Origin of the sequence: Actinomadura sp. 3N407 (assembly GCF_052245875.1) — a bacterium.
Classification (GTDB): Bacteria; Actinomycetota; Actinomycetes; order Streptosporangiales; family Streptosporangiaceae; genus Spirillospora.
The window spans coordinates 70,120-91,521 of sequence record NZ_JBQQBP010000024.1 but is presented as its reverse complement, the minus strand read 5'-3'; the positions used below and the strand labels follow the sequence as shown (position 1 = coordinate 91,521).

The window sequence follows — 21,402 nt, the reverse complement described above, 5'->3', positions numbered from 1 at the left end:
CCCACTCCCACCCCTCCCGGTGGTGAGCACTACGAGTTCACCCTCGCCGGTGAGACCTTCGTGAAGGCGGCGAACGGCAAGGCGCCGCTGACGGGTTCCGTGGGCGCGGACCTCGACCTCACCACCGGTGACGTCAGCGCGGACCTGGAGCTCGCCCCGACCAAGGGCAACTTCCAGGTCCTCGGGTTCCTGCCGGTGACCGCCGACATCGGGCTCGTCACCCAGGGCCCGACGACCGGCCTCTACAAGGACGGCCAGCTGACCACCAACAGCACGGTCGTCACGAAGCTGTCGTCGTTCAACGTGTTCGGCGCCATCCCGATCGGCGGCGGCGAGGAGTGCCAGACGTCCGAGCCGTCCGCCATCAAGCTGCAGTCGGCCGAGGGCGAGTTCTTCGACCCGAACGCCGGCGGCGACATCAGCGGCACGTACGCGCTGTCCGACATCGAGAACTGCGGGCCGCTCACCGGCATCCTCAACATCTTCACCGCCGGTGACGGCAACACCATCGACCTGACGCTCACGCCCAAGGCGTGACGGCGGCGATGAGCTGACGGTCAACGGAACGCGGCCCCCGCCGTACCGGACGTGCGGCGGGGGCCCGTCTCGCCCCTGGCAGTCCGAGAGGTCGACACGTGAGAACGAAGAAGAGAAAGGGCGGGGCCGGCGCGGCCCTCGCCGTGGCCGCCGCCATGCTGGCGTCGAGCCTCGCAGGCGTGGCGGGCGCGGGCCCGGCCGCCGCGGGGCCGGTGGCCCTGGGGCTGGACTACCACTGCACGTTCCCGCTGCTCGGGCCGCAGCCGGTCCATGTGGAGCTGACTGCGGACGTCCCCGACCAGGTCATGGTCGGCGAGGTGATGCCGGGGATCGTCGTCGACTCGGTGTCGACGGTGAACGCCGAGTCCGCGCGGGGCCTCACGGCGCTGTACGCGGTGACGCTGGAGGGGAACGCGCTCGCCGACGCGACCCTGACCGTGCCCGAGATGCCGGGCGGCCTGCCCGTCGCGGTCGACTCCGTCCTGGAGAAGACGCCGATCCCCGCGTCCGGCGCGTTCACGGTCAAGGGCCGGGGCAAAGCACCCGACCTGACCTTCACCCAGGCGGGCCCCGGCAAGATCACCGTCGGGAACCTCGTACTGACCCTCACCCCGAGGACCGACGACGGCGGCGCGTCCGGCCTCGGCACCTTCGAGTCCGAATGCACCCAGGACCCCGGGCAGAACAACGTCCTCGCCCACTTCGGCATCGTGGTCGACGACGGGCCGGAGCCCGCCCGGTACGCGTTCGCGCTGGAGGGCTCGTCCACGATCAAGGCTTCCGGCGGGACGGTCCCGCTGACCGGCGCCCTCGACGCGGAACTCGACGGGAGCACCGTCGCCGCCGGCCTCACGCTCGACCCGTCCACGACCCAGCTCCGGATCTTCGGCTTCCTGCCCGTGACGGCCGCCGTCGAGTTCGCCCCCGAAGGCGGGACGGCCGGTACCTACAAGGACGGCGTGCTCACCACCACGTCCAAGGTGACCACCAGGCTGCCGTCGTTCAACGCGTTCGGCGTCATCCCGATCGGCGGCGGCGAGGAATGCCGGACGTCCGAGCCGTCCGCCATCACGCTGACCTCCGCGGCCGGCTTCGACCTGAACACGGGCGGCGCGCTCAACGGCACCCACGACCTCTCGGCGCTCACCGACTGCGGCGCGCTCACCGGCCTCCTCGGCTCCTCCGTCACAGGCCCGGACAACGAGATCAACGTGACGCTCACCACGAAGGAGCAAGCGCGGTGACCCCCCACCCCCGCCGACCCGTCCATCGTTCGCCTGCGGCGTGCCGCCCTCATCGGAGGCCGCATAAGGGCGACACGCCGCAACTCAAGCCAGGGTTCCTCCTGTGCGTCGTCGCGGTCTCGCTGCTGGCGTCGCTGAGCGCCGCCCCCGCGTCCGCCGCGGAGCCCGCCGGGGCGCCGGTGAGCGCACCCGGGCCCGCCGGGGACGCCTTCTACACTCCGCCGTCGCCGCTGCCGGCGGGGGCGCCGGGTGACGTCATCCGGGCGCGGCCCGCGAAGGCGGGGCCGCCTACCGCGCGGTCACTCGCGGACGCGTGGCAGGTCATGTACCTGTCGACGAACGCGCTCGGGGAGCCCGTCGCGGTGACCGGGATCGTCCTCGTGCCGAAGAAGGCGGACGCGGCGCAGGCGCCGATCGTCGGCTTCGGCCCCGGCACCAGTGGGCCCGCGTTCCGCTGCGCGCCGTCCAGGTTCATCGACCAGGGCGCGTTCTACGAACAGTCCGCGCTGAACGGGATGCTCGCGAAGGGCTACGCGGTCGCCGTCACCGACTACGAGGGCTACCACGAGAACCCCGCGACGACGTACGTGGTCGACTCGATGGGGTACGCGGTCATCGACGCCGTCCGCGCGGCGCAGCGGCTGCCCGAGGCGGGCCTGTCGCAGGACGCGCGGGTCGCGTTCCGCGGCTACTCGCAGGGCGGCGCCGCCGCCATGTGGGCGGGCCAGAAGCAGCCCGGGTACGCGCCGGAGCTGAAGCTCGCCGGCGTCGTCGGCGGCGGGGTACCGGCGGACCTCGCGTCCGTGGGGCTGCCGCTGGAGGGCCAGGACCCCTTCGGGTTCCTCCTCTACTCGATGCTCGGCATGGACAACGCCTACCCCGAGCTGAAGCTGGACTCCTACCTCAACGACGCCGGACGAGCCATGGTGAGCGAGCTTGAGGGGAACGGCTGCACGCTGGAGCTCCTTCTCGACTACCAGGGCAAGACGATCCCGGACTACTTCACCACCAGCCCGTTCGCGACGGAGGCGTGGCTGAACCGGGTCGTCCAGAACCGGCTCGGCGCCGAGCCCGTCGCGGTCCCGGTGTTCCAGTACCACTCGACCGGCGACGAGATCGTCGCGTTCGGGCAGGCCGAGGATCTGCGCGAGAGCCACTGCGCGCTCGGCGTCCCCGTCACCTGGAGGACATGGGACGGGATCGGCCACATCACGCTCGTCCACCGCGGCAACGAGGACGCGATGGCCTTCCTCGCCGATCGCTTCGCCGGAAAGGCCGCCACCTCCAACTGCTGAACGCCCAGTCGAAAAAGGAGAAAAGAATGGTTCGGCGATTCATTGCCGGAGTGGCGCTGGCCTCGGTGGCCGCCTGCTCCGTGGCCGGATGCGGTTCGGAGGAGAAGAAGGACGGCCCGGAGGTCGCCTGGGCGGAGAAGGCATGCGGTGTCCTGACGAAGGGCGCCCCGTTGCAGGTGCCGAAGCTGGACAACGCCAGTGTGCTGACGTCCAAGGCTTCCATCGTCGAGCTTCTCGAAGGCATCTCGGAGCGGATGCGGAAGCTGGAAATGGGTCTGGCGGGGCTCGGCGCCCCGCCCGTCAACAATGGCGAGGCGGTCTTCAGATCCGCCATGAGCAACCTGACGAGCACGCATTCGACGGTCACCACCGCGTCCAGGAATCTGCAGCGGGCGAAGGTGACCGACAAGAAGTCGCTCCAGCAGGCGGTCGGCCAGATCGGGAAGGCGTTCGGGAAGTACAACACCTACCAGGGGCCCGAGCAGGACTTCCGCAAGAACCCGAAGCTGAGCGCGGCGTTCGACAAGGCCCCGGCGTGCAGGGCGCAGGGGAGCTGAGCCGGTCGGTGTCCGGCCGCCGGGTGACGCCGGCGGCCGGGCCAGGGTCAGGACGACGGCGCGCCGGACCGCCCGATGCAGGCCATGAGGGCCTTCTGCGTGCGGCCGTCCTGCGGGTTCGGCTGCCACGTTCTGACGTCGCCGGGGACCTTGACGCCCTGCTTGCGCATGCACTCGACGAACGCGTTCACGACCTCGGACGGAACGGCCGAGGGCGATCCGGGCGTGGCGCCGGAGCCGCCGCCCGTGGACGAGCCGCCGCCGGACGGGGCGGTGGACGGTGTGCTGGTGGCCGGCTGCGCGGACGCGGTCGGCTCGGGGTCGCCGCCGCCGCATGCGGTGAGCGCCACTACCGGAACGAGCAGCACAGCCGCCGGAAGACGTCGTTTCACTGGGGGCCTCCAGTGGTCGTGGGGGCCTCGACGATATCCAATGGCGGCGCCCGCCGCGCCCACCCGCCCGGGGCTTTCCCATGCGCAAAAGAATCGCGGCGGCCGGCCGAGAACATGTCATTGGCGGATAGAAAACGGCGCATCGAGCATTTAGTGGCGCACCGCTTCTTGCGGCCGGAATTTACCGACCAGTAGCTTCATGAATGGGAAGGGAGGTCAATCATGGCGAGTTCCGTCATCGGATATCCGCTCGGCGCGCTGCGCGAAGCCGGCCGGATGTTCGCGCTCGGCGCCACCGTGCTCGGCATGATGTTCCGGCGGCCGGTCCAGTTCCGCGAGTTCGTCCAGCAGTTCTGGTTCATCGCCAGCGTGACGATCCTGCCGACCGCGCTCGTGTCGATCCCGTTCGGCGCGGTGACCTCGCTGCAGGTCGGTTCCCTCACCCAGCAGTTCGGCGCGCAGTCGTTCACCGGCGCCGCCAGCGTCCTGGTGGTGATCCAGCAGGCCAGCCCGATGATCGTGGCGCTGCTGGTGTCCGGGGTGGCGGGCTCCACGATCTGCGCCGACATCGGCGCCCGGACCATCCGCGAGGAGCTGGACGCGATGGAGGTCCTCGGCGTCTCCCCGATCCAGCGGCTCGTCGTCCCCCGCGTCCTCGCGTGCGTCGCCGTCGCGGTCCTGCTGAACGGGCTGGTGTCGGTCGTCGGCGTCGCGGGCGGCTACTTCTTCAACGTCCTGCTGCAGGGCGGCACGCCCGGCGCGTACGTGGCGAGCTTCTCCGCCCTCGCCCAGCTCCCCGACATCTACGTGGGCGAGGCGAAGGCGCTGCTGTTCGGCTTCGTCGCCGGTGTCGTCGCCGCCCACCGGGGCCTGAACCCCAAGGGCGGGCCGAAGGGCGTCGGGGACGTGGTGAACCAGTCGGTCGTCATCACGTTCCTGCTGCTGTTCCTGCTCAACCTCGTGATCACCGGGATCTACCTCCAGGTCGTCCCGCCGAAGGGAGGCTGAGCGATGAGCGTGCTGACCACTGTCAGAGCCGGCCCGTCCCGCTGGTTCGCGTGGCTGGACCAGCCCGGCGACCAGGGCACCTTCTACGTCAAGGCGCTGCTGTGGACGCCGCGCGCGGCCCGCCGCTACCGCAGGGAGGTGCAGCGGCTGCTGGCCGAGGTCGCGTTCGGCAGCGGCGGCCTCGGCGTGATCGGCGGGACGATCGGGGTGATGGTCGCGATGACCCTCGCCACCGGCGTCGTCGTCGGCATGCAGGGCTACTCGGCGCTCCAGCAGATCGGGACGTCGGCGTTCACCGGGTTCGCGTCCGCCTACATCAACACCCGCGAGATCGCGCCGGTCGTGTCGGGCCTCGCGCTGTCGGCGACCGTCGGGGCGGGGTTCACCGCGCAGCTCGGCGCGATGCGCATCAGCGACGAGGTGGACGCCCTGGAGGTGATGGGCATCCCGTCGCTGCCGTACCTGGTGACGACGCGGATCATCGCGGGCGCCGTGGCGATCGTCCCGCTGTACGCGATCGGGCTGCTGTGCGCGTACCTGGCGTCCCGGACGGTCACGGTCGTGGTGAACGGGCAGTCCGCCGGCACCTACGACCACTACTTCGGGCTGTTCCTGTCGCCCGTGGACGTCCTCCTGTCGTTCTTCAAGGTGCTGGTGTTCAGCGTGCTGGTGATCCTTTCGCACTGCTACTACGGCTACCGCGCGGCCGGCGGGCCCGCCGGGGTGGGTCAGGCCGTCGGCCGCGCGGTCCGCACGTCGATCGTGCTGATCAGCGTCAGCGACTTCTTCTTCAGCCTCGCCGTGTGGGGGACGAGCACGACGGTGAAGGTGGCCGGATGAACGCCCGGGACGGCATGCTGCGCAGACGGCTCGCCGGGGTGGCGTTCCTGCTCGTCCCGGCGCTGCTGGTGTGGCTGTCGGTCGCCGTCTACGACAAGAGGTTCACCGAGGTCACCCGGGTGACGCTGAGGACGGCGAGCGCGGGCAGCGAGATGCATCCGCACGCGGACGTGAAGCTGCGCGGCGTGGTGGTGGGCGAGGTCCGCGAGATCTCGTCCGACGGCGACGCCGCGACGCTGAAGCTCGCGATCCAGCCGGACAAGGTGCGGCTGCTCCCGCGGAACGTGTCGGCGCAGCTGCTCCCGACGACGCTGTTCGGGCAGCGGTTCGTCGCGCTGATCCCGCCCGAACGCCCGGCGGCGGCGCGGCTCACCGCGGGAAGCGTGATCAGCCAGGACCGGTCGGCCAACGCGATCGAGCTCCAGCGGGTGATGGACAACCTGTACCCGCTGCTCACCGCCGTCCGGCCGGCGGAGCTGGCGGCCACGCTCACCGCCGTCTCGCAGGCGCTGGACGGGCGCGGCACCGAACTCGGGCGGACGATGGTGGAGCTGGACGCCTACCTCAAGAAGATCAACCCGCATGTGCCCGCGCTCAACCGCGACATCACGCGGCTCGTGGAGGTCGCCCGGCACTACGACGAGGCCGCGCCCGACATCATCCAGGCGCTGAACGACTTCAGCTACACCAGCCGGTCGCTCGCCGCCCAGAAGAACGACCTCGCGATGCTGTACGCGTCGGTCACGGACGCTTCGCAGAACCTCTCCGACTTCCTTCACGAGAACTCCGGCAACTTCATCCGGCTGACGGCGCGGAGCCGCCCGACGCTCGAACTCCTGCGCAAGTACTCGCCGGAGTTCCCGTGCACGCTGCGCATGCTGACCGAGTTCGTCCCCGTGATGGACGAGGTCCTCGGCAAGGGAACCGGGCGGCCCGGCCTGCACGTGAACGTGATCACGCTGCCGTCCAAGGGCCGGTACGTGCCCGGCAGGGACCGCCCGAGATACACCGACAAGAGCGGCCCGCACTGCCGTCCGCCAGGCGGGACCGCCACGGTGAAGTCGGCCCCGCCGGACGCGGACACGCCCGTCGCGGTCGCCCCGGGCGCGCTCGGCCCGCCCAACTCCCCCGAGGAGAACCGCCTCGTCAACGAGCTGCTCGCCCCCGGCCTGCACGAGGTCCCCGAGGCGCTGCCCGACTGGAGCGCCGTCCTGGCCGGGCCGGTCTTCCGGGGCACGGAGGTGAGGGTCGAATGAACCCCAAGGGGCTGACCGCGCCGCTGGTCAAGTCGATCGCGTTCGTGGCGGTGACCGTGGTCGCGACCGCGATGCTGGCGCTCAGCATCACGCGGGCGGGCGGCGGCGACACCGTTCCCTACAAGGCGCGGTTCACCGACGCGTCCGGCCTCCGCGAGGGCGACAGCGTCCGGATCGCGGGCGTCGAGGTCGGCCGGGTCGCCGGAATCGAGGTCGTCGAGCACCGCGTCGCGCTCGTGTCGTTCTCCGTCGGCCGCGGTCACCGCCTGCCCGCCACGTCCACCGCCACGATCAAGTACCTGAACCTGATCGGGCAGCGGTACGTGGAGCTGGAGCGCGGCACCGGCGCCGCCGGGACCCTCACGCCCGGCTCGACCATCCCCGTCGAGCGGACGACCCCGGCGCTCAACCTGACCCAGCTGTTCAACGGGTTCCGGCCGCTGTTCCAGGCGCTGTCGCCGAAGGACGTCAACCGGCTGGCCGGGTCGATCATCCAGGTGCTGCAGGGCGAGGGCGGCACCGTCGAGGAGCTGCTGTCCACCGTCGGGTCGCTCACCAGCGGGATCGCCGACAAGGACAAGGTCATCGGGCAGGTCGTCGAGAACCTGAACGCCGTCCTGGACACCATCAACGGGCGCGGCGACAACCTCGGAAACCTGATCTCCACGCTGCGCCGGCTGGTGTCCGGCCTGGCCGCCGACCGCACCGCGATCGGCGAGGCGATCGGCGCGCTGGACGACCTCGCCCGCACCACCACCGGCCTCCTCAAGGACGGCCGCGAACCGCTCAAACGCGACATCGAGCAGCTCGGGCGGCTGTCGGAGAACCTGGCGGACGAGTCCCCGACGGTCGACGCGTTCCTGCGGCTGCTGCCGGTGAAGATGGCGGCGATCGGCCGGATCGGCTCCTACGGGTCGTGGCTGAACCTCTACCTCTGCGAAGCCGACCTCAGCGGCGCCACCTACAAGCAGTACCCGGGCGAGGACCACCCGCCGCCCACCGGCATCCCCCTGACGGCGAAGAGGTGCGGCACATGAGCAAGAACGAGCGAAGAGGACCGGGGGGTGCCGGGCGTCGGCCCCCCACAGGCGGACGGCCGCGGCTGAAGCCCGTCCGGGAACGGAACCCGGTCGCCGTCGCGGTCGTGTCGCTCACGCTGATCATCACGGCGGGACTGCTCGCGTTCAACGCCAAGGACCTGCCGGTCATCGGCGGCGGCACCCGCTACACCGCCGACTTCGGCGAGGCCGCCGGGCTGCGTCCCGGCAACGAGGTGCGCGTCGCCGGGGTGAAGGTCGGCGAGGTCACCGGCGTCCGGCTGAACGGAGCGAAGGTCACCGTCGCGTTCCGGGTCCGCGACACCTGGATCGGGAACGCCAGCACGGCCGCGATCGCGATCAAGACGCTGCTCGGCGACAAGTTCCTCGCCGTCGACCCGCTCGGCGCGCACGAGCAGGACCCGGACCGGCGCATCCCCCTCGACCGGACGACGTCCCCCTACGACGTCACGGAGGCGTTCCAGGATCTCGCCGGGACGGTCGGGCGGATCGACTCGGCGGAACTCGCCGAGTCGCTCGACGCGATCTCCACGACGTTCTCCGGGACGGCACCGAGCGTCCGCAAGGCCCTCGACGGCATCTCGGCGCTGTCGAAGACGGTCTCGTCCCGGGACGCGGAACTGGCGCGGCTGCTCGCGAACACCCGGCAGGTCACCGGGACGATGGCGGGCCAGAGCGCGAACGTCGAGGCGCTCCTGCGGGACGGGAACCTGCTGCTCGGCGAGATCCGGCGCCGCCGCGAGGCCATCCACGCGCTGCTGACCGGGACGCAGGCGCTGTCCCGGCAGATCGTCGGGCTCGTCGACGACAACCAGGAACAGCTCGACCCGACGCTCCGCGCGCTCGGGCGCGTCACCGACCTGCTGCAGAAGAACCAGGACAACCTCGACAGGGCGTTGAAGACGGCTGGCCCGTACACGCGGCTGCTGGGCAACACGCTGGGCAACGGCCGCTGGATGGACGGGTACCTGTGCGGGCTCGTCCCGAAGGAGTACCTGCCGAAGGGCAGCACGCCCCCGGAGAAGGGCTGTATGCCGCCGAAGAAGGGCGGGAAGTGATGTTGCGCAGGCTGGGCGCACCACTCATCGCGACCGGGGTCGCCGTCGTCGTGGCGGCCGCCGTCGCGCTGGTCGCGGCGCAGCGGCCGGACGGCACCCGGATCACCGTCCACTTCACCACCGCGGTCGGCGTCCACGCGGGCTCGGACGTGCGGGTCCTCGGCGTGAAGGTCGGCACGGTCGACTCCGTCCGCGCCGAAGGAACCCGGGTCAGGACGGTCATGACCGTCGACCGCGGCGTGGACGTCCCGATCGGCGCGAAGGCGGTGGCGGTCGCGCCGAGCCTGGTCGCGGACCGGTACGTCCAGCTCACGCCCGCCTACACCGCCGGTCCGAAGATGACGAGCGGCACCGTGATCCCGGCGGAGCGGACCGCCACGCCGATCGAGCTCGACCAGGTCTACGACAGCGTCAAGAAGCTGGCGACCGAACTCGGCCCCGACGGCCTCAACGAGGACGGCGCGTTGTCGCGCCTCCTTGAAACCGGTGCGGAGAACCTGCGCGGCAACGGCCGCGACATCCGCACCACGACCGAGCGGATGGCGCAGGCGGCGAAGACGCTGTCGGGTTCGCAGCGGGACCTGTTCGCCACGATCCGCGGGCTGCAGACGTTCACGACCATGCTCAAGACCAACGACGGGCAGGTCAGGCAGGCGGAGCGCCAGCTCGCCGACGTGGCGGGGTTCCTCGCCGCCGACCGGTACGAACTGGACGCGGCGCTGAAGGCCCTCGCCGCGGCGCTCGCGCGGGTCAAGGTCTTCATCCACGACAACCGGGCACGGGTCTCGGCCAACGTCGGGAAACTCGCCGAGATCACGCAGCTGCTGGTGAAACAGCGCCGGTCGCTGGCGGAGGCGCTGGACGTCCAGCCGCTCAACGCCACCAACATCCTGAACGCCTACGACCCGAAGACCCGGACGCTGATGGGACGGCAGAACCTCGGCGAACTGCGCCCGCCGCTTCCTGTCGCGGGCGCGCGGAGGGCGGCGCCATGATCGGCCGACACCTGGTCCGCCTGGCGCTCGCCGGCGTGACCCTCACCGGCTGCGGGTTCTCCGGCGTCCAGGACCTCCCGCTGCCGGGCGGCGCCGACCTCGGCGACGACCCGTACACGGTGAAGGCGCGGTTCGCGAACGTGCTGAACCTCGTCCCGCAGTCGGCGGTGAAGGTCAACGACGTCGCCGTCGGGCGGGTCGTGGAGGTCACGCTGCCGGAGGGCGGCTGGACGGCCGAGGTCACGATGAAGGTCAACGGCGACGTGAAGCTGCCCGCGGACGCCTACGCCGAACTCCGCCAGTCGAGCCTGCTGGGGGAGAAGTTCGTGCAGCTCAGCGAAGGCCCGTCGAACGTCCCGCCGGGCGGGTCCCCGGAGAACGTCCCGCCGTCCCCCGGCGGCGGCACGCTCGCGGACGGCGCGGTGATCCCGCTGTCGCGGACGAACCGGAACCCGGAGGTCGAGGAGGTGTTCGGCGCGCTGTCCATGCTGCTGAACGGCGGCGGCATCGCGCAGCTGCGCACCATCACCGTCGAGCTGAACCGGGCGCTGGGCGGCAACGAGCCGGAGGTCCGGTCGCTGCTGGAACAGGCGCGGAAACTCATCGGCGACCTCGACGCGAACAAGAAGGGCATCACGGACGCGATCGACGGCCTGAACCGGCTGTCGGCCACGCTGCGCGGACGCAGGGAGCAGATCGGCGTCGCGCTCGACGACCTCGAACCCGGCCTCGCGGTGCTGGCGGAGCAGCGGGGCGCGCTCGTCCGGATGCTGAACTCGCTGGACGAGCTGTCGCGCGTCGCGGTCCGCACCGTCCGGGAGAGCAAGGACGACCTGATCGCCGACCTCCGCGCCCTCGAACCGACGCTGCGGAAACTCTCCGACGCCGGGACCGACCTCCCGGACGCGCTGCAGGTGCTGCTGACGTATCCGTTCACCGATGCCGTCCTGCCGGCTGTGAAGGGCGACTACCTGAACGTGTACCTCCAGGTCACGGCCCGCCCCGGTACCGAGATCATCCCGCCGATCGCGCCGCTGCCCCCGGCGGGCCCGGCCCGGACCCAGGGGGACTGATGCTCACCATCGGCACCCGGATCAAGAACCTCGTCTTCGTCGTCGTCGGCGTCCTCGCGATGGGCCACGTGGGGCTCAACTACGCCGACCTCGGCGGATACGTCGGATACCGCGACCACTACGTCGTCCAGGCCGATCTCGCCGAGGCGGGCGGCCTGGCGGAGAACGCCGACGTCACCTACCGGGGCACGTCGGTCGGACGCGTCGGGGAACTGCGCCTCACCGGCGACGGCGTCCTCGCCGACCTGAAGATCAAGAAGTCGGCGCCGAAGGTACCGGCGGACACGCGGGCCGTCGTGGCGAACCGGTCGGCGCTCGGCGAGCAGTACATCGACCTGCGTCCCGCGACGAACACCGGCCCGTACCTGGCGGCCGGGTCGGTCATCCCGCGCGCCTCCACGACGACCCCGGCACCGGTGACGGACCTGCTCACCAGCGTCAACGACCTCGCCGCGTCCGTCCCGACCGATGCGCTGCGGACCGTCATCGGCGAACTGGGCCAGGCGTTCGCCGGGCAGGGACCGAACCTGCGGGTCCTCCTCGACAACACGCGGACCCTCACCCGCGCCGCGAACGAGAACGCCGGCCCGACCACGTCGCTCATCGTCGACGCCGAGACCGTCCTGCGGACCCAGAACGAGGAGGCCGCCGCGTTGAAGTCGTTCGGGCGGGACGCGCGGCTGCTGTCCGAGCAACTCCGGAAATCCGACCCGGCGTTCCGGAAGCTCGTGTCCACCGCGCCGGGCGCGGCGGGGGAGTTCCGGGCGCTGGTGCGCGACCTGGACCCGTCCCTGAGCGTCCTCATCGCGAACCTGCTGACGACGTCCGAGCTGCTGGCGCCCCGGTCGGACGGGCTGGAGCAGCTCCTCGCCAAGCTGCCGGAGGCCGTCGCGGCCGGCAGGTCGGTCGTGGACGACGGAAAGCTCAACTTCGGGATGGTCACCACGTTCTTCGACCCGCCGAACTGCACGTCCGGATACGGCGGGACGAAGTACCGCAACGGCCTGGACACCTCGCCCGGCCCCGCGCTCAACACCGCCGCCCGCTGCGCGCTGCCGCCGTCCAGCGGCGTCAACGTGCGCGGCGCGGGCAACGCTCCTCGCGGTCCCGTCCCGGTCCCGGCGCGTCCCGGGTCGGTTCTCGGCGCCGGGTCGTCCAGCACCGGGTCGTCGACCACCGGGCCGTCCAACGCCGGGCTGCCAGGCGCGCTCGCCTTGCCGGGGTTGCCGCCCGGCCCGTCCGATCTGAGCGGGCTGCTCGGCGTCCAGGGAGGCGGCTGATGACCGCGACCGCCGAACGGGAAACACGCACGGCCGCCCGCGCCAGGCGCCGGCGCCCCCTGTTCGCCCGCTGGGGCCTGATCGGGTGGGCCGCGATCCTCGCCGCCGCGCTGTTCCTCGGCTGGTCCGCCTGGACGGTGTGGCAGGACGACCCCTCCGCGCGGACGGGCCCCGAACACACGCGCGACCTCGTCCTGCGGAGCGCCCGGCAGCAGATCGCGGCGCTCAACACGATGAACCCCGCCGAGGTGGACGCCGGTCTCCGCGCCTGGCTCGACGCGTCCACCGGCCCGCTGCACGACCAGCTCGAACGGGACGAACCGCAGAACCGGGCCAAGATCGGAAAATCGCGCACCACCGCCGCCGCGACCGTGACCGGCGCCGCCGTCACGTCCCTCGACGTCCGCTCCGGGAAGGCGGAGGTCATCGCGTCCGTGCAGGTCGAGCTGACCCTCCACGGAGGCTCGCCCACCCTCCAGCGCAAGCGCTTCGAGGCCGGGACGGCCCGCACCCCGTCCGGCTGGAAACTCGAATCGCTCACCGCGATCCCGGCCGGTGCCCGATGAAGCGGCTGCTGAGGCTCTACCGGCCGTTCACGGTCGCGCTCGCCCTCGCCCTGGCCGCCCTGGCGCTGCGTCCCGCCGCCGCGTCGCTGCGCGACGACGAGAACCCGCGCGACCGGGCCGTCCTGGACGAGGTGGCCACCACCGAGGTGACCGGCGCCGTGTCCACCGCCCTCGGAAAGGTGTTCACCTACGGGCCGGGCGACATCGCGGCCACCGAGGACGCCGCCGCGCGGGAACTCTCCGGTTCCGCACTCAAGCAGTACCGGCAGATCTTCGGGCAGGTGAAGAAGCAGATCCCGGCCCAGCGCGTCACGCTGACGACCCGCGTCGTCCGCGCCGGAGTGATCTCCCTGACCGGTGCGAAGGCCCGCCTCCTGGTGTTCCTCGACCAGACCGCCACCCGCGCCGGCGAGCCCGCAGGCACGCCCGCCGCCGCCCAGCTCGTGGTGACCGCGCACCGCGACCACGGCCACTGGACGATCACCGACCTGAAGTCCGTCTGACGCCGGAGGCCCGCTCATGACCGACGACACCGTCCAGCGGACGGCGACCGTGCTGCTCGCCCTCGCCGCGCTGTTCGCCGCATGGGCCGGATGGTCCTGGTACGCGGCCGCCCACGACGACGCCCACGCCTACTCGCGGACGCGCGACGCGGTCCTCCTGGCCGGGGAGCAGGCCGTCCAGAACCTCAACACCCTCGACTACCGCGACCTCGGTTCCGGGCTGAAGACCTGGCAGGACTCCACCACCAGCGACCTGTACGAGGAGATCACGCGGGGCCGCGCCGCGTTCGAGGAGCAGGTCACGAAGGCGAAGACGATCACCAGGGCGCGGATCCTGGACGGCGCCGTCGCCGAACTGGACGAACGCTCCGGCAAGGCCAGGGTGCTCGTCGCCGTCGAGATCACCGTCACCCCGCCGGACGGCGACCCCGTCACGAAACAGAGCCGCCTCATCGGCGAGCTCGCCAGAACCCCTTCCGGCTGGAAGCTCAGCGACCTCGGCCAGGCCCCGACCGGCACCCTGTGAGGAGACGCCATGGCCGCACAGACCACACGCCTCAACGCCTGGTGGCGCGCGAACACGGCCTGGTGGCGCGCCACCGCGGTCCGGTGGCGCGCGAACGCGGCATCGCCCATCGCGCTCGGTGTCGTCGCCGTCGTCCTCGCCACGTTCGGCGTGTGGGCGCTCCGGCAGGCGGACGCCGCGCGGGACGACCCGTCCGCCCGCAACGCCGCCCTCACCGACGGCGCCGCCACCAGCGAGGTCAAGGGGGCCGTCGCCGACATGATCGCCAAGATCTTCTCCTACGACCACACCGACCCGGCCCGCACCCGGGACGCCGCCCGCGCCGCCCTGACCGGCGACGCCGTCCGCCAGTACGAGGCGGTCTTCGGCAGGGTCCGTGATGAGGCGCCCAAAGCGAAGACCGTCCTCAGCACCCGCGTCACCGACAGCGCCGTCACGTCCCTCCACGATGACCGCGCCGAGGTGCTCGTCTTCGCCGACCAGCGGACCACCCGCACCGCCGACGGCACGAGCGCGAACGCCCCCGCCATGCTCACCGTCACCGCCGTCCGGCGCGACGGACACTGGAGGATCACCGCCCTCGACACGTTCGCCGGCCGCTGATCAGCACGTTGTCACTTCGGTGATAAACGCGTGGCCAAATCGTTGCTCTGAGTGCATGGCGCGCGACGGAAACGGAGGGCCACACTCAGGTGCTTCGCTCCCGACGGAGGTGGTGTGCGGTGGCCGGTGACACCTACGACTTCGACGTGATCGTGGTGGGCTCGGGGTTCGGCGGCAGCGTGTCGGCGCTGCGGCTGGCCGAGAAGGGCTACCGGGTCGCCGTGATCGAGGCGGGACGCCGCTTCGACGAGGACACCCTCCCCAAGACGTCCTGGCGGCTGCGCAAGTACGTGTGGGCGCCGCGCCTCGGGATGCGCGGGATCCAGCGCGTCCACCTCGTCGGCGGCAAGGCGGGTGTGCTGGTGCTGGCCGGCGCGGGCGTCGGCGGCGGCTCCCTGGTGTACGCCAACACCCTGTACGAGCCGCCGCGGCCGTTCTTCACCGACCGCCAGTGGGGCCACATCACCGACTGGCAGGACGAGCTGAAACCGTTCTACGACCAGGCCCGCCGGATGCTCGGCGTCACCGCCAACCCGCTCGTCACCCCCGCCGACGAGGCGATGAAACGCGTCGCGGACCGCATGGGCGTCGGCGACACCTACCACGCGACCCCCGTCGGCGTGTTCTTCGGCGACGAGCCGGGCAAGGACGCCGACGACCCGTACTTCGGCGGCGCCGGCCCCCGCCGGACGACCTGCACGGCCTGCGGCTCCTGCATGATCGGCTGCAAGGTCGGCGCGAAGAACATGCTCACCAAGAACTACCTGTACCTGGCCGAGCGGGCGGGCGTCGAGGTCGTCCCCGACACCACCGTGACCTCGCTGGCACCCCTGCCGTCCGGCGGCTACGAGGTCGGGACCGAGCACACCTCGCCGCTCCGGAAACGCCGGAGGAAACTCACCGCCGAACACGTCGTCCTCGCCGCCGGAACCTACGGGACGCAGCGGCTCCTGCACCGGATGCGCGCCGCCGGCCGCCTCCCGAACCTGTCGTCCCGCCTCGGCGAACTCACCCGCACCAACTCCGAGGCGCTCCTCGGCGTCGAGCGCATGACGGTGTGGCACCGCAAGAAGGACGTCGACCACAGCACCGGCCTCGCCATCACCTCGTCCTTCCACCCGGACGACAAGACCCACATCGAACCCACCCGCTACGGCGCCGGCAACAACGCGATGGGCGTCATCCGCACCCTCCTCGTCGACGGCGGCGGCCCGCCACGCTGGCTGAAGTTCCTCGGCCAGGCCGCCCGGCACCCCACCATCATCCTGCGCGGCCTCTCCCTCAAGGACTGGGCCAAGCGCACCGTCATCGCCCTGGTCATGCAGACCGCCGACAACTCCATCACCGTCAACGAGAAGCGCGGCCGCCTCGGCCGCCGCAAGCTCGTCGCACGCCAGGGCGACGGGGAACCCAACCCCACCTGGATCCCCGTCGCCCATGACGCCGTCCGGATGCTCGCCGAGGAACTCGACGCCACCCCGGGCGGCACCTGGTTCGACCTGTTCAACATCCCGACGACCGCGCACTTCATCGGCGGCTGCGTCATCGGGGAAACACCGGAAACCGGCGTCATCGACCCCTACCACCGCGTCCACGGCCACCCGGGCCTGCACATCGTGGACGGCTCGGCCGTCACCGCGAACCTCGGCGTCAACCCGTCCCTGACCATCACCGCGCAGGCCGAACGCGCGATGGCCTTCTGGCCGAACCGCGGCGAGAAGGACCTGCGCCCCGACCCCGGCTCCCCGTACATGCGCGTCGAAAGGGTCATGCCCGGCACGCCCGCCGTCCCCGGGAACGCCCCGGCCGCCCTCAGGTGACGAGCGCGCCGATCTTCTCCATCGTGCCGAAGTCGCCCGAGCTGAACCGGTTCTCGCAGTCGGCGAACACGCCGTTGCCGCCGCTGCCGCCCATCCCGATCACCGTCCGGCCCTCCGCCGGCCACGGCGCGCCGGTGAGATGGCCGAGGGCCCGTCCGACCACGCCGCCGCAGACCTCGTCCATGTCGTCGCGGGCGACCGCCGGCAGTTCGCGGAACCGTTCCGGCCACACCGGCCGCACGCCGTCGTACGCGGGACGAACCGTAGGCGCCGCGACCGACGATCCCCGGGCGCCTCAGTCCCCGGAGGCGGGCTCCCCGGAGGCGGGCTCCCCGGCGTCGCCGGGCTCGGCCGGGTCCTCCTGGCGGGGACGCCGCGTGGCCTGGTGGACGCGGACGGCCAGCAGCGCACGGGCGAACCGGGCGGCGAGTTCGCCGTCCATGAGGTCGGGAACCTCGCCCATTCCGATCATCCCGCCGGGCTTGGCGGTGACCGCGGCGGACTCGCCGACCGGGACCCCGCGGCCGTCGTCGAGGTCCTCGACGGCCGGCAGGTCCAGCGCCGACCGGATCGTGTCCTGCAGGGCGCGGACGGTGGCGGCGTCCCGGTTGATGCGGATCTCGGCGTCGTCCGCACGCTCTTCGGCCCGGTCGGCGCGCGCCCGCTCGGCGTCGATGCGCGCGTCGGCCGAGTCGGCGAGCTGCTCGGCGCGGTCGGCGCGCGCGGCCTGCTCCGCGGCGCGCGTCGTGGCGGTGTCGCGCTCGATGGTCAGTCCCGCGATCTCGCCCTGGACGACGCTCAGCTCCGCCCGCAGCCGCCGCTCGGTCTCCGCGGCCGTCTCCAGCGCGGAACGCGCCTCCGCCAGCTCGGAGCGCACGTCCGCGAGGTCGCCCCGCGCGGCGGCCAGCGCGGTCTGCTCGGCGGCCAGCCGCGCAGCCAGGTCGTCGCGTTCCTTCTCGGCCTCGGTACGCGCCTGGTGCTCGGTGCTCCAGGCCGCCTCGGCGCGCTTGCGCAGCCCCTCCGCGTGGGCGGCCTCGTTGGTCGAGGTGGCGCGGGCCTGCTGAGAGGCGCCCGCCTCCTTCCAGGCGTTGGCCTCACTCTCCTGGGCCGCCGTGACGCTCGCCTTCGCGGCGGCCAGCCCCTTCTCCAGCTCCGCCCGTGCGTCGGCGGCCTCCTGGGCCGCCGCGTCGGCGCGGGCCTCGGCCTTCCGCGTCCGTTCGTCGGCGTCGGCGGCCTCCTGCCGCGCACCGCGCGCCTCGGCCAGGGCCTTCTCGGCGCCGTCGAGGGCCTCGCGGACCTCGCCGTCCAGCCGCCCGCCCAACGCGGCGGCGGCCTCGGCGAGCCGGTCCACCAGCCCGGCGAGCCGCTCGACGTCCTGCCCCAACGCCCTGACCTGCGCGGGCCGCTCCTCGATCATGACCGCCTCCGGCGTCCCGTCGTCCTGGTCGACCGGCACCCGGAGAGGCGCCGTCACGGTGTCGGCGGCCTCCGCGCCGGCGGAAGGCTGCCCTTTCCGGCCATCTTGATCTTCGCGCACGGGAGCATCCTAGTAAAACGCCCCGATTCGCACTGCTCGTCCGGTCACTGCGGCCACCTGTGCACGGTCCGGCCGGCGCGGCGCAGGAGCGCCGACCGCAGCAGGTCCTCTCCCCGCAGCCGCTCGAAGACCTCGAAGTAGCGCCGCTCAAGATCGTCCCAGCGGTCGAACTCCCTCCATGCCCTCGTCGGACACGCCGAAGCCCCACCACAGATCGCCCCGGTCGGCACCCGTCCGCCACAACACCCGGAATCAGGTGTTGACGCCGCGTGGGGTGAATCGCACGAACGGGATGTGCGTGCCGACCTCGCGGTAATCGTCCAGGCCGCCGTCGACGGCGAAGCCCATGAGCGCGCACAGCCGGCGCGCGGCGGCCGGGTGGCACGTCGCGTACCCGCGGGTGACCCCGCACGCCGGTGGCATCAGACTCGTCGGACGCCCGCGGCCGCGGGCGGATCACCTGAAGATCGGGGAGCCGCCTCGCGAAACGGGTGTGGCCTCCCCAGATCGGTTCTCATCCCATCAGGCGGCGGAGGCGGCGGGCGTTGCGGCGGATCGGGGACTCCTGCAGCGCCGGCTCCGCGAAGGCGAGCGCCGCCTCGGCGCCGGCCCGTCCGGTCTCTTCGGGGGTCGGCGGGGACGTCTTCTCCAGGTCGGGGTCGTAGCGCAGGTCGCCGTGGTCGCCGACGATGTGCGCGCCCGTGTCCTGCAGGGCGGCGAGGTCTTCCCCGCTCCACTCGGCGAGGCGGGAACGCCATTCGAGGGGAATGACGACCTTGCCGCCGCGACGCTCGCGCGCCTGGAACCTCTCCGTGACGACCTGCCGCACCCGGTCGGCCTTCCGTTCGGGCCAGAAGTTCTCTCGGAGGGCCGCGTTCAAAGACGCGAGCACCAGTGTTTCCGGAGCGGTGAGACCGGTGTGGGCCTGACGGTCCGCGACGGGGACATGCGTGAGGCGCGGCAGGCCCGCCGCCTGCGTGAAGCGTTCCAGGAGGAGCGCCGGGGGCCGGCCGGGACTGGTCACCACGGACACCCGGCCGGCTCCCGCCTCAGACCAGCGCCGGACCAGCCTGCTCAGAATGAAGGCCCGCCAGATGTGCGCGTCGGGATCGGTCTCGATGTGGTCCCAGCCCTTGTCCCGCTGCGCGGCGAGGCCGCCGAGATACGCCTCGAAGCTCATGCTCCGCCCGTTGCGGATGTGCTGCTGCCACAGCGAGGGCAAGGAGCGGCCCAGACTCCGGGCCGTGACCACGACCTCGACGTCGTCGACGCTGAGCGCGTCCAGCAGACGGTGGACGGCGCCCGCCCGGATGACCGACAGGGCCTCGGCCGACAGCAGCACCGTCGCGGGCCAAGCGTTGATCTGGTCCAGCAGAGCCTGCCATGAGGGTTCTTCCCTGGACGCACGCAGCTCCGACACCCAGGGGTACTCCGTGCCGAGCAGGCCGTAGCTGGACCATTCGTGGTTGGCCACGGTCCGCTTGCCCCGCTCCCAGTCCGGGGGGACGGGGTAGAGCACGTCCGCCTCGGCGAGCGCCTCGTTGTTGTCCTGCAGCATGTGCTGCAAGAAGGTGGTGCCCGACTTCTGCAGGCCGATGTGCAGGACGATCTTCGATGCCACAGGTCGCTCCCGTCGGCCCATCGGACGCGGGTTTGGTGATTTGTCCGGGGCACTGCCCCTTAGTCCACTTGGTGAAAGGGTAGTGGCCCTGTGGCCTCGGTCGTTCCCGCAGGTGCCGGCCCGGGGTCAGGCGCGGGTGGTGGTCACCGGCTTGTCGAGGGCGCTGCCTTTGGCCCATTCGGCGAAGGGCAGTTGCCAGTAGCCCCAGCCGTTCGTCCAGGCCAGGTCGCGTTTGGTGCCGGTGATGGTGACGAGGTCACCGCGGTAGGACCAGTGGAAGAGCCACTTGGCGTCGTTGCCGGGGGAGCGGACGCAGCCGTGGCTGCAGTTGCGTTTGCCGAGGCAGGCGGGGTCGGCGGTGTTCTGGTGGATGTACTCGCCGCTGTTGGAGATGCGGGTCGCCCACGGGACCTTCTCGTCGTACCAGCCGGGGTCGCCCTTCTTCTTGCCGGGCGGGCGCATGCGCTCCAGGCGGACGCGGTCCATGGTGAGGTGGACGCCGCTGGTGGTGAGCAGGTGGTCGACGCCGTCGGCCTGGACGTCGCCGCCGCTGCCGAGGCTGACGCCCCAGGTGCGGACGGTGCGGCCGTTCTGCTTGGCGACGAGGCGGTGGGTCTTGGCGTTGATGTTGATCGTGTGAGAGTCGCCGATCTTGAAGGTGCGGGTCACGTCCCTGTCGCCGAAGACGTTGTCGCCGATCTTCAGGCCCGCGTAGTGGACGGTGACGGAGACCTTCTGGCGGGGCTTCCAGGGACGCTTCGGCCGGAACACCACCGACGGCAGGCCGTTGAACGACTCACCGGCGGCGAGCCAGCGCCACGCGCCCTCGGTGGGGGTGGTCGAGGAGATCTCGATGCTGCGCTCGATGGCGGGCTTGGCCTTCTCGGGGACGCTCTTGTTGAACTGGACGAAGACCGGCATCCCGGTGCCGACCGTCTCGTTCTCGGACGGGACGACGTTGTCGACCCGGGTGGCGGCGGTGGCACGGCTGGTGCGGAAGGCGCTGCTCGCGGTGGTGGACTTGCCCTTAGGGGACATCGCCGTCGCCGACACCCGGTAGCTGCCGCCGGGCTGCAGCGTCCACGTGGACCGCCATTCGGTCTTGTCGGGGGAGAGCGTGCCGGGGACGTCGGCGCCCTTCAGTTTCACCGAGACCTGGCCGAGCGTGCCGCCGGAGGCGGTGACCTTCACGCCCTGGTCGGGGCGGGCCCTGCCGCTGCCGTTCGCCGGGCTGATCGTCAGCTGGGGGGCGCCCTCGTCTGCGCCCTTCGCGGTCGTCCCGCCGCGTCCGCCTCCCCCTCCGCACGCCGTCACCAGTCCCAGGACCAGCGTCATCACCAACGCCTTACCTCGCACCGTTCTCCCTCATCAGCCCGCCGGGCCCGCGTGGAGCGGGACGGCAACAAGATCGCTTACGGAAACGGGCCGTGTCACCGGCCCGCCCGGAGGCGGGGCGGCCGGTCGGCGGCGTCCGATCACGTGTGACGCCCATCGTCCCGCGAAGCTTCGCCGCGGGTGGGCGGTTTCCCGGATCTTTGGCGGCCGATCTCGGCTTCGTGAACGTTGCCCGCCCGGCCGGCGCGGGCCCCACTCCGGGACGCGCCACAGGAAAGAAGGCTCAATCGGGCGAAAA

General features: G+C 71.8%; 23 protein-coding genes and 1 pseudogene. 17 read left to right on the top strand and 7 right to left on the bottom strand.

Going from position 1 to position 21,402, the window contains the following annotated elements:
* From ACTWPP_RS39280 to ACTWPP_RS39265, 4 genes and pseudogenes are all read left to right on the top strand, one after another.
* Window positions 1–537: pseudogene (locus ACTWPP_RS39280) on the top strand (fibronectin type III domain-containing protein); the annotation flags it as partial.
* 98 nt (window positions 538–635) lie between these two features.
* The gene (locus ACTWPP_RS39275) at window positions 636–1,781 is read left to right on the top strand and encodes a DUF6801 domain-containing protein (protein WP_443109530.1); all 1,146 of its coding nucleotides are present in this window, start codon (window positions 636–638) and stop codon (window positions 1,779–1,781) included.
* Entirely contained in the window at window positions 1,778–3,076 is a 1,299-nt protein-coding gene (locus tag ACTWPP_RS39270; RefSeq protein WP_443109529.1) for a lipase family protein, read from the top strand. Before ACTWPP_RS39275 ends, ACTWPP_RS39270 begins: the two co-directional genes overlap by 4 nt.
* 26 nt (window positions 3,077–3,102) lie before the next feature.
* Entirely contained in the window at window positions 3,103–3,633 is a 531-nt protein-coding gene (locus ACTWPP_RS39265) for a hypothetical protein (RefSeq protein ID WP_443109528.1), read from the top strand.
* Window positions 3,634–3,680: 47 nt separating this feature from the next.
* Here ACTWPP_RS39265 and ACTWPP_RS39260 read toward each other — a convergent pair whose 3' ends face one another.
* Window positions 3,681–4,025, bottom strand: a complete 345-nt coding sequence (locus tag ACTWPP_RS39260; protein WP_443109527.1) for a hypothetical protein — start codon at window positions 4,023–4,025, stop codon at window positions 3,681–3,683.
* Window positions 4,026–4,247: 222 nt separating this feature from the next.
* Here ACTWPP_RS39260 and ACTWPP_RS39255 point away from each other — a divergent pair, with 222 nt between their 5' ends.
* The 13 genes from ACTWPP_RS39255 (at window position 4,248) to ACTWPP_RS39195 (ending at window position 16,611) form a co-directional block, all read left to right on the top strand.
* Window positions 4,248–5,033 carry an MlaE family ABC transporter permease gene (locus ACTWPP_RS39255; RefSeq protein WP_443109526.1) on the top strand — a complete coding sequence of 262 codons (786 nt, stop codon included), beginning with the start codon at window positions 4,248–4,250 and terminating at the stop codon, window positions 5,031–5,033.
* A gap of 3 nt (window positions 5,034–5,036) precedes the next feature.
* On the top strand, window positions 5,037–5,873 hold the full coding sequence (locus ACTWPP_RS39250; protein WP_443109525.1) for an MlaE family ABC transporter permease: 837 nt from the start codon (window positions 5,037–5,039) through the stop codon (window positions 5,871–5,873).
* Window positions 5,870–7,129 carry an MCE family protein gene (locus ACTWPP_RS39245; protein WP_443109524.1) on the top strand — a complete coding sequence of 420 codons (1,260 nt, stop codon included), beginning with the start codon at window positions 5,870–5,872 and terminating at the stop codon, window positions 7,127–7,129. The genes ACTWPP_RS39250 and ACTWPP_RS39245 overlap by 4 nt, the downstream gene beginning before the upstream one ends.
* A complete protein-coding gene (locus tag ACTWPP_RS39240; protein ID WP_443109523.1) occupies window positions 7,126–8,166 on the top strand; it encodes an MCE family protein in 1,041 nt (346 codons plus the stop codon). The genes ACTWPP_RS39245 and ACTWPP_RS39240 overlap by 4 nt, the downstream gene beginning before the upstream one ends.
* Window positions 8,163–9,245: an MCE family protein gene (locus tag ACTWPP_RS39235; protein WP_443109522.1), complete on the top strand. Its 1,083-nt coding sequence runs from the start codon at window positions 8,163–8,165 to the stop codon at window positions 9,243–9,245. Before ACTWPP_RS39240 ends, ACTWPP_RS39235 begins: the two co-directional genes overlap by 4 nt.
* The gene (locus tag ACTWPP_RS39230) at window positions 9,245–10,240 is read left to right on the top strand and encodes an MCE family protein (protein WP_443109521.1); all 996 of its coding nucleotides are present in this window, start codon (window positions 9,245–9,247) and stop codon (window positions 10,238–10,240) included. The genes ACTWPP_RS39235 and ACTWPP_RS39230 overlap by 1 nt, the downstream gene beginning before the upstream one ends.
* On the top strand, window positions 10,237–11,313 hold the full coding sequence (locus ACTWPP_RS39225) for an MCE family protein (protein ID WP_443109520.1): 1,077 nt from the start codon (window positions 10,237–10,239) through the stop codon (window positions 11,311–11,313). Before ACTWPP_RS39230 ends, ACTWPP_RS39225 begins: the two co-directional genes overlap by 4 nt.
* The gene (locus ACTWPP_RS39220; protein WP_443109519.1) at window positions 11,313–12,593 is read left to right on the top strand and encodes an MCE family protein; all 1,281 of its coding nucleotides are present in this window, start codon (window positions 11,313–11,315) and stop codon (window positions 12,591–12,593) included. The genes ACTWPP_RS39225 and ACTWPP_RS39220 overlap by 1 nt, the downstream gene beginning before the upstream one ends.
* Window positions 12,593–13,159 carry a hypothetical protein gene (locus ACTWPP_RS39215; RefSeq protein WP_443109518.1) on the top strand — a complete coding sequence of 189 codons (567 nt, stop codon included), beginning with the start codon at window positions 12,593–12,595 and terminating at the stop codon, window positions 13,157–13,159. The genes ACTWPP_RS39220 and ACTWPP_RS39215 overlap by 1 nt, the downstream gene beginning before the upstream one ends.
* Window positions 13,156–13,662 carry a hypothetical protein gene (locus tag ACTWPP_RS39210; protein ID WP_443109517.1) on the top strand — a complete coding sequence of 169 codons (507 nt, stop codon included), beginning with the start codon at window positions 13,156–13,158 and terminating at the stop codon, window positions 13,660–13,662. Before ACTWPP_RS39215 ends, ACTWPP_RS39210 begins: the two co-directional genes overlap by 4 nt.
* Window positions 13,663–13,678: 16 nt before the next feature.
* Complete coding sequence (locus ACTWPP_RS39205) at window positions 13,679–14,188, top strand: hypothetical protein (protein WP_443109516.1); 510 nt, start codon at window positions 13,679–13,681, stop codon at window positions 14,186–14,188.
* Between the two features lie 9 nt (window positions 14,189–14,197).
* A complete protein-coding gene (locus ACTWPP_RS39200; RefSeq protein ID WP_443109515.1) occupies window positions 14,198–14,791 on the top strand; it encodes a hypothetical protein in 594 nt (197 codons plus the stop codon).
* Between the two features lie 119 nt (window positions 14,792–14,910).
* The gene (locus ACTWPP_RS39195) at window positions 14,911–16,611 is read left to right on the top strand and encodes a GMC oxidoreductase (protein WP_443109514.1); all 1,701 of its coding nucleotides are present in this window, start codon (window positions 14,911–14,913) and stop codon (window positions 16,609–16,611) included.
* Here ACTWPP_RS39195 and ACTWPP_RS39190 read toward each other — a convergent pair.
* The 6 genes from ACTWPP_RS39190 to ACTWPP_RS39165 all read right to left on the bottom strand — a co-directional run bounded on the left by ACTWPP_RS39190 (window position 16,604) and on the right by ACTWPP_RS39165 (window position 21,104).
* Window positions 16,604–16,852, bottom strand: a complete 249-nt coding sequence (locus tag ACTWPP_RS39190; protein WP_443109513.1) for a hypothetical protein — start codon at window positions 16,850–16,852, stop codon at window positions 16,604–16,606. The genes ACTWPP_RS39195 and ACTWPP_RS39190 overlap by 8 nt on opposite strands.
* Before the next feature lie 54 nt (window positions 16,853–16,906).
* Window positions 16,907–18,148: a hypothetical protein gene (locus tag ACTWPP_RS39185; protein WP_443109512.1), complete on the bottom strand. Its 1,242-nt coding sequence runs from the start codon at window positions 18,146–18,148 to the stop codon at window positions 16,907–16,909.
* Window positions 18,149–18,192: 44 nt separating this feature from the next.
* Entirely contained in the window at window positions 18,193–18,378 is a 186-nt protein-coding gene (locus ACTWPP_RS39180; RefSeq protein ID WP_443109511.1) for a hypothetical protein, read from the bottom strand.
* 22 nt (window positions 18,379–18,400) lie between these two features.
* Window positions 18,401–18,571, bottom strand: a complete 171-nt coding sequence (locus ACTWPP_RS39175; RefSeq protein WP_443109510.1) for a hypothetical protein — start codon at window positions 18,569–18,571, stop codon at window positions 18,401–18,403.
* A gap of 91 nt (window positions 18,572–18,662) precedes the next feature.
* A complete protein-coding gene (locus tag ACTWPP_RS39170; protein WP_443109508.1) occupies window positions 18,663–19,769 on the bottom strand; it encodes a hypothetical protein in 1,107 nt (368 codons plus the stop codon).
* 126 nt (window positions 19,770–19,895) lie between these two features.
* Complete coding sequence (locus ACTWPP_RS39165) at window positions 19,896–21,104, bottom strand: Ig-like domain-containing protein (protein WP_443109507.1); 1,209 nt, start codon at window positions 21,102–21,104, stop codon at window positions 19,896–19,898.
* Between the last annotated feature and the right edge of the window lie 298 nt (window positions 21,105–21,402).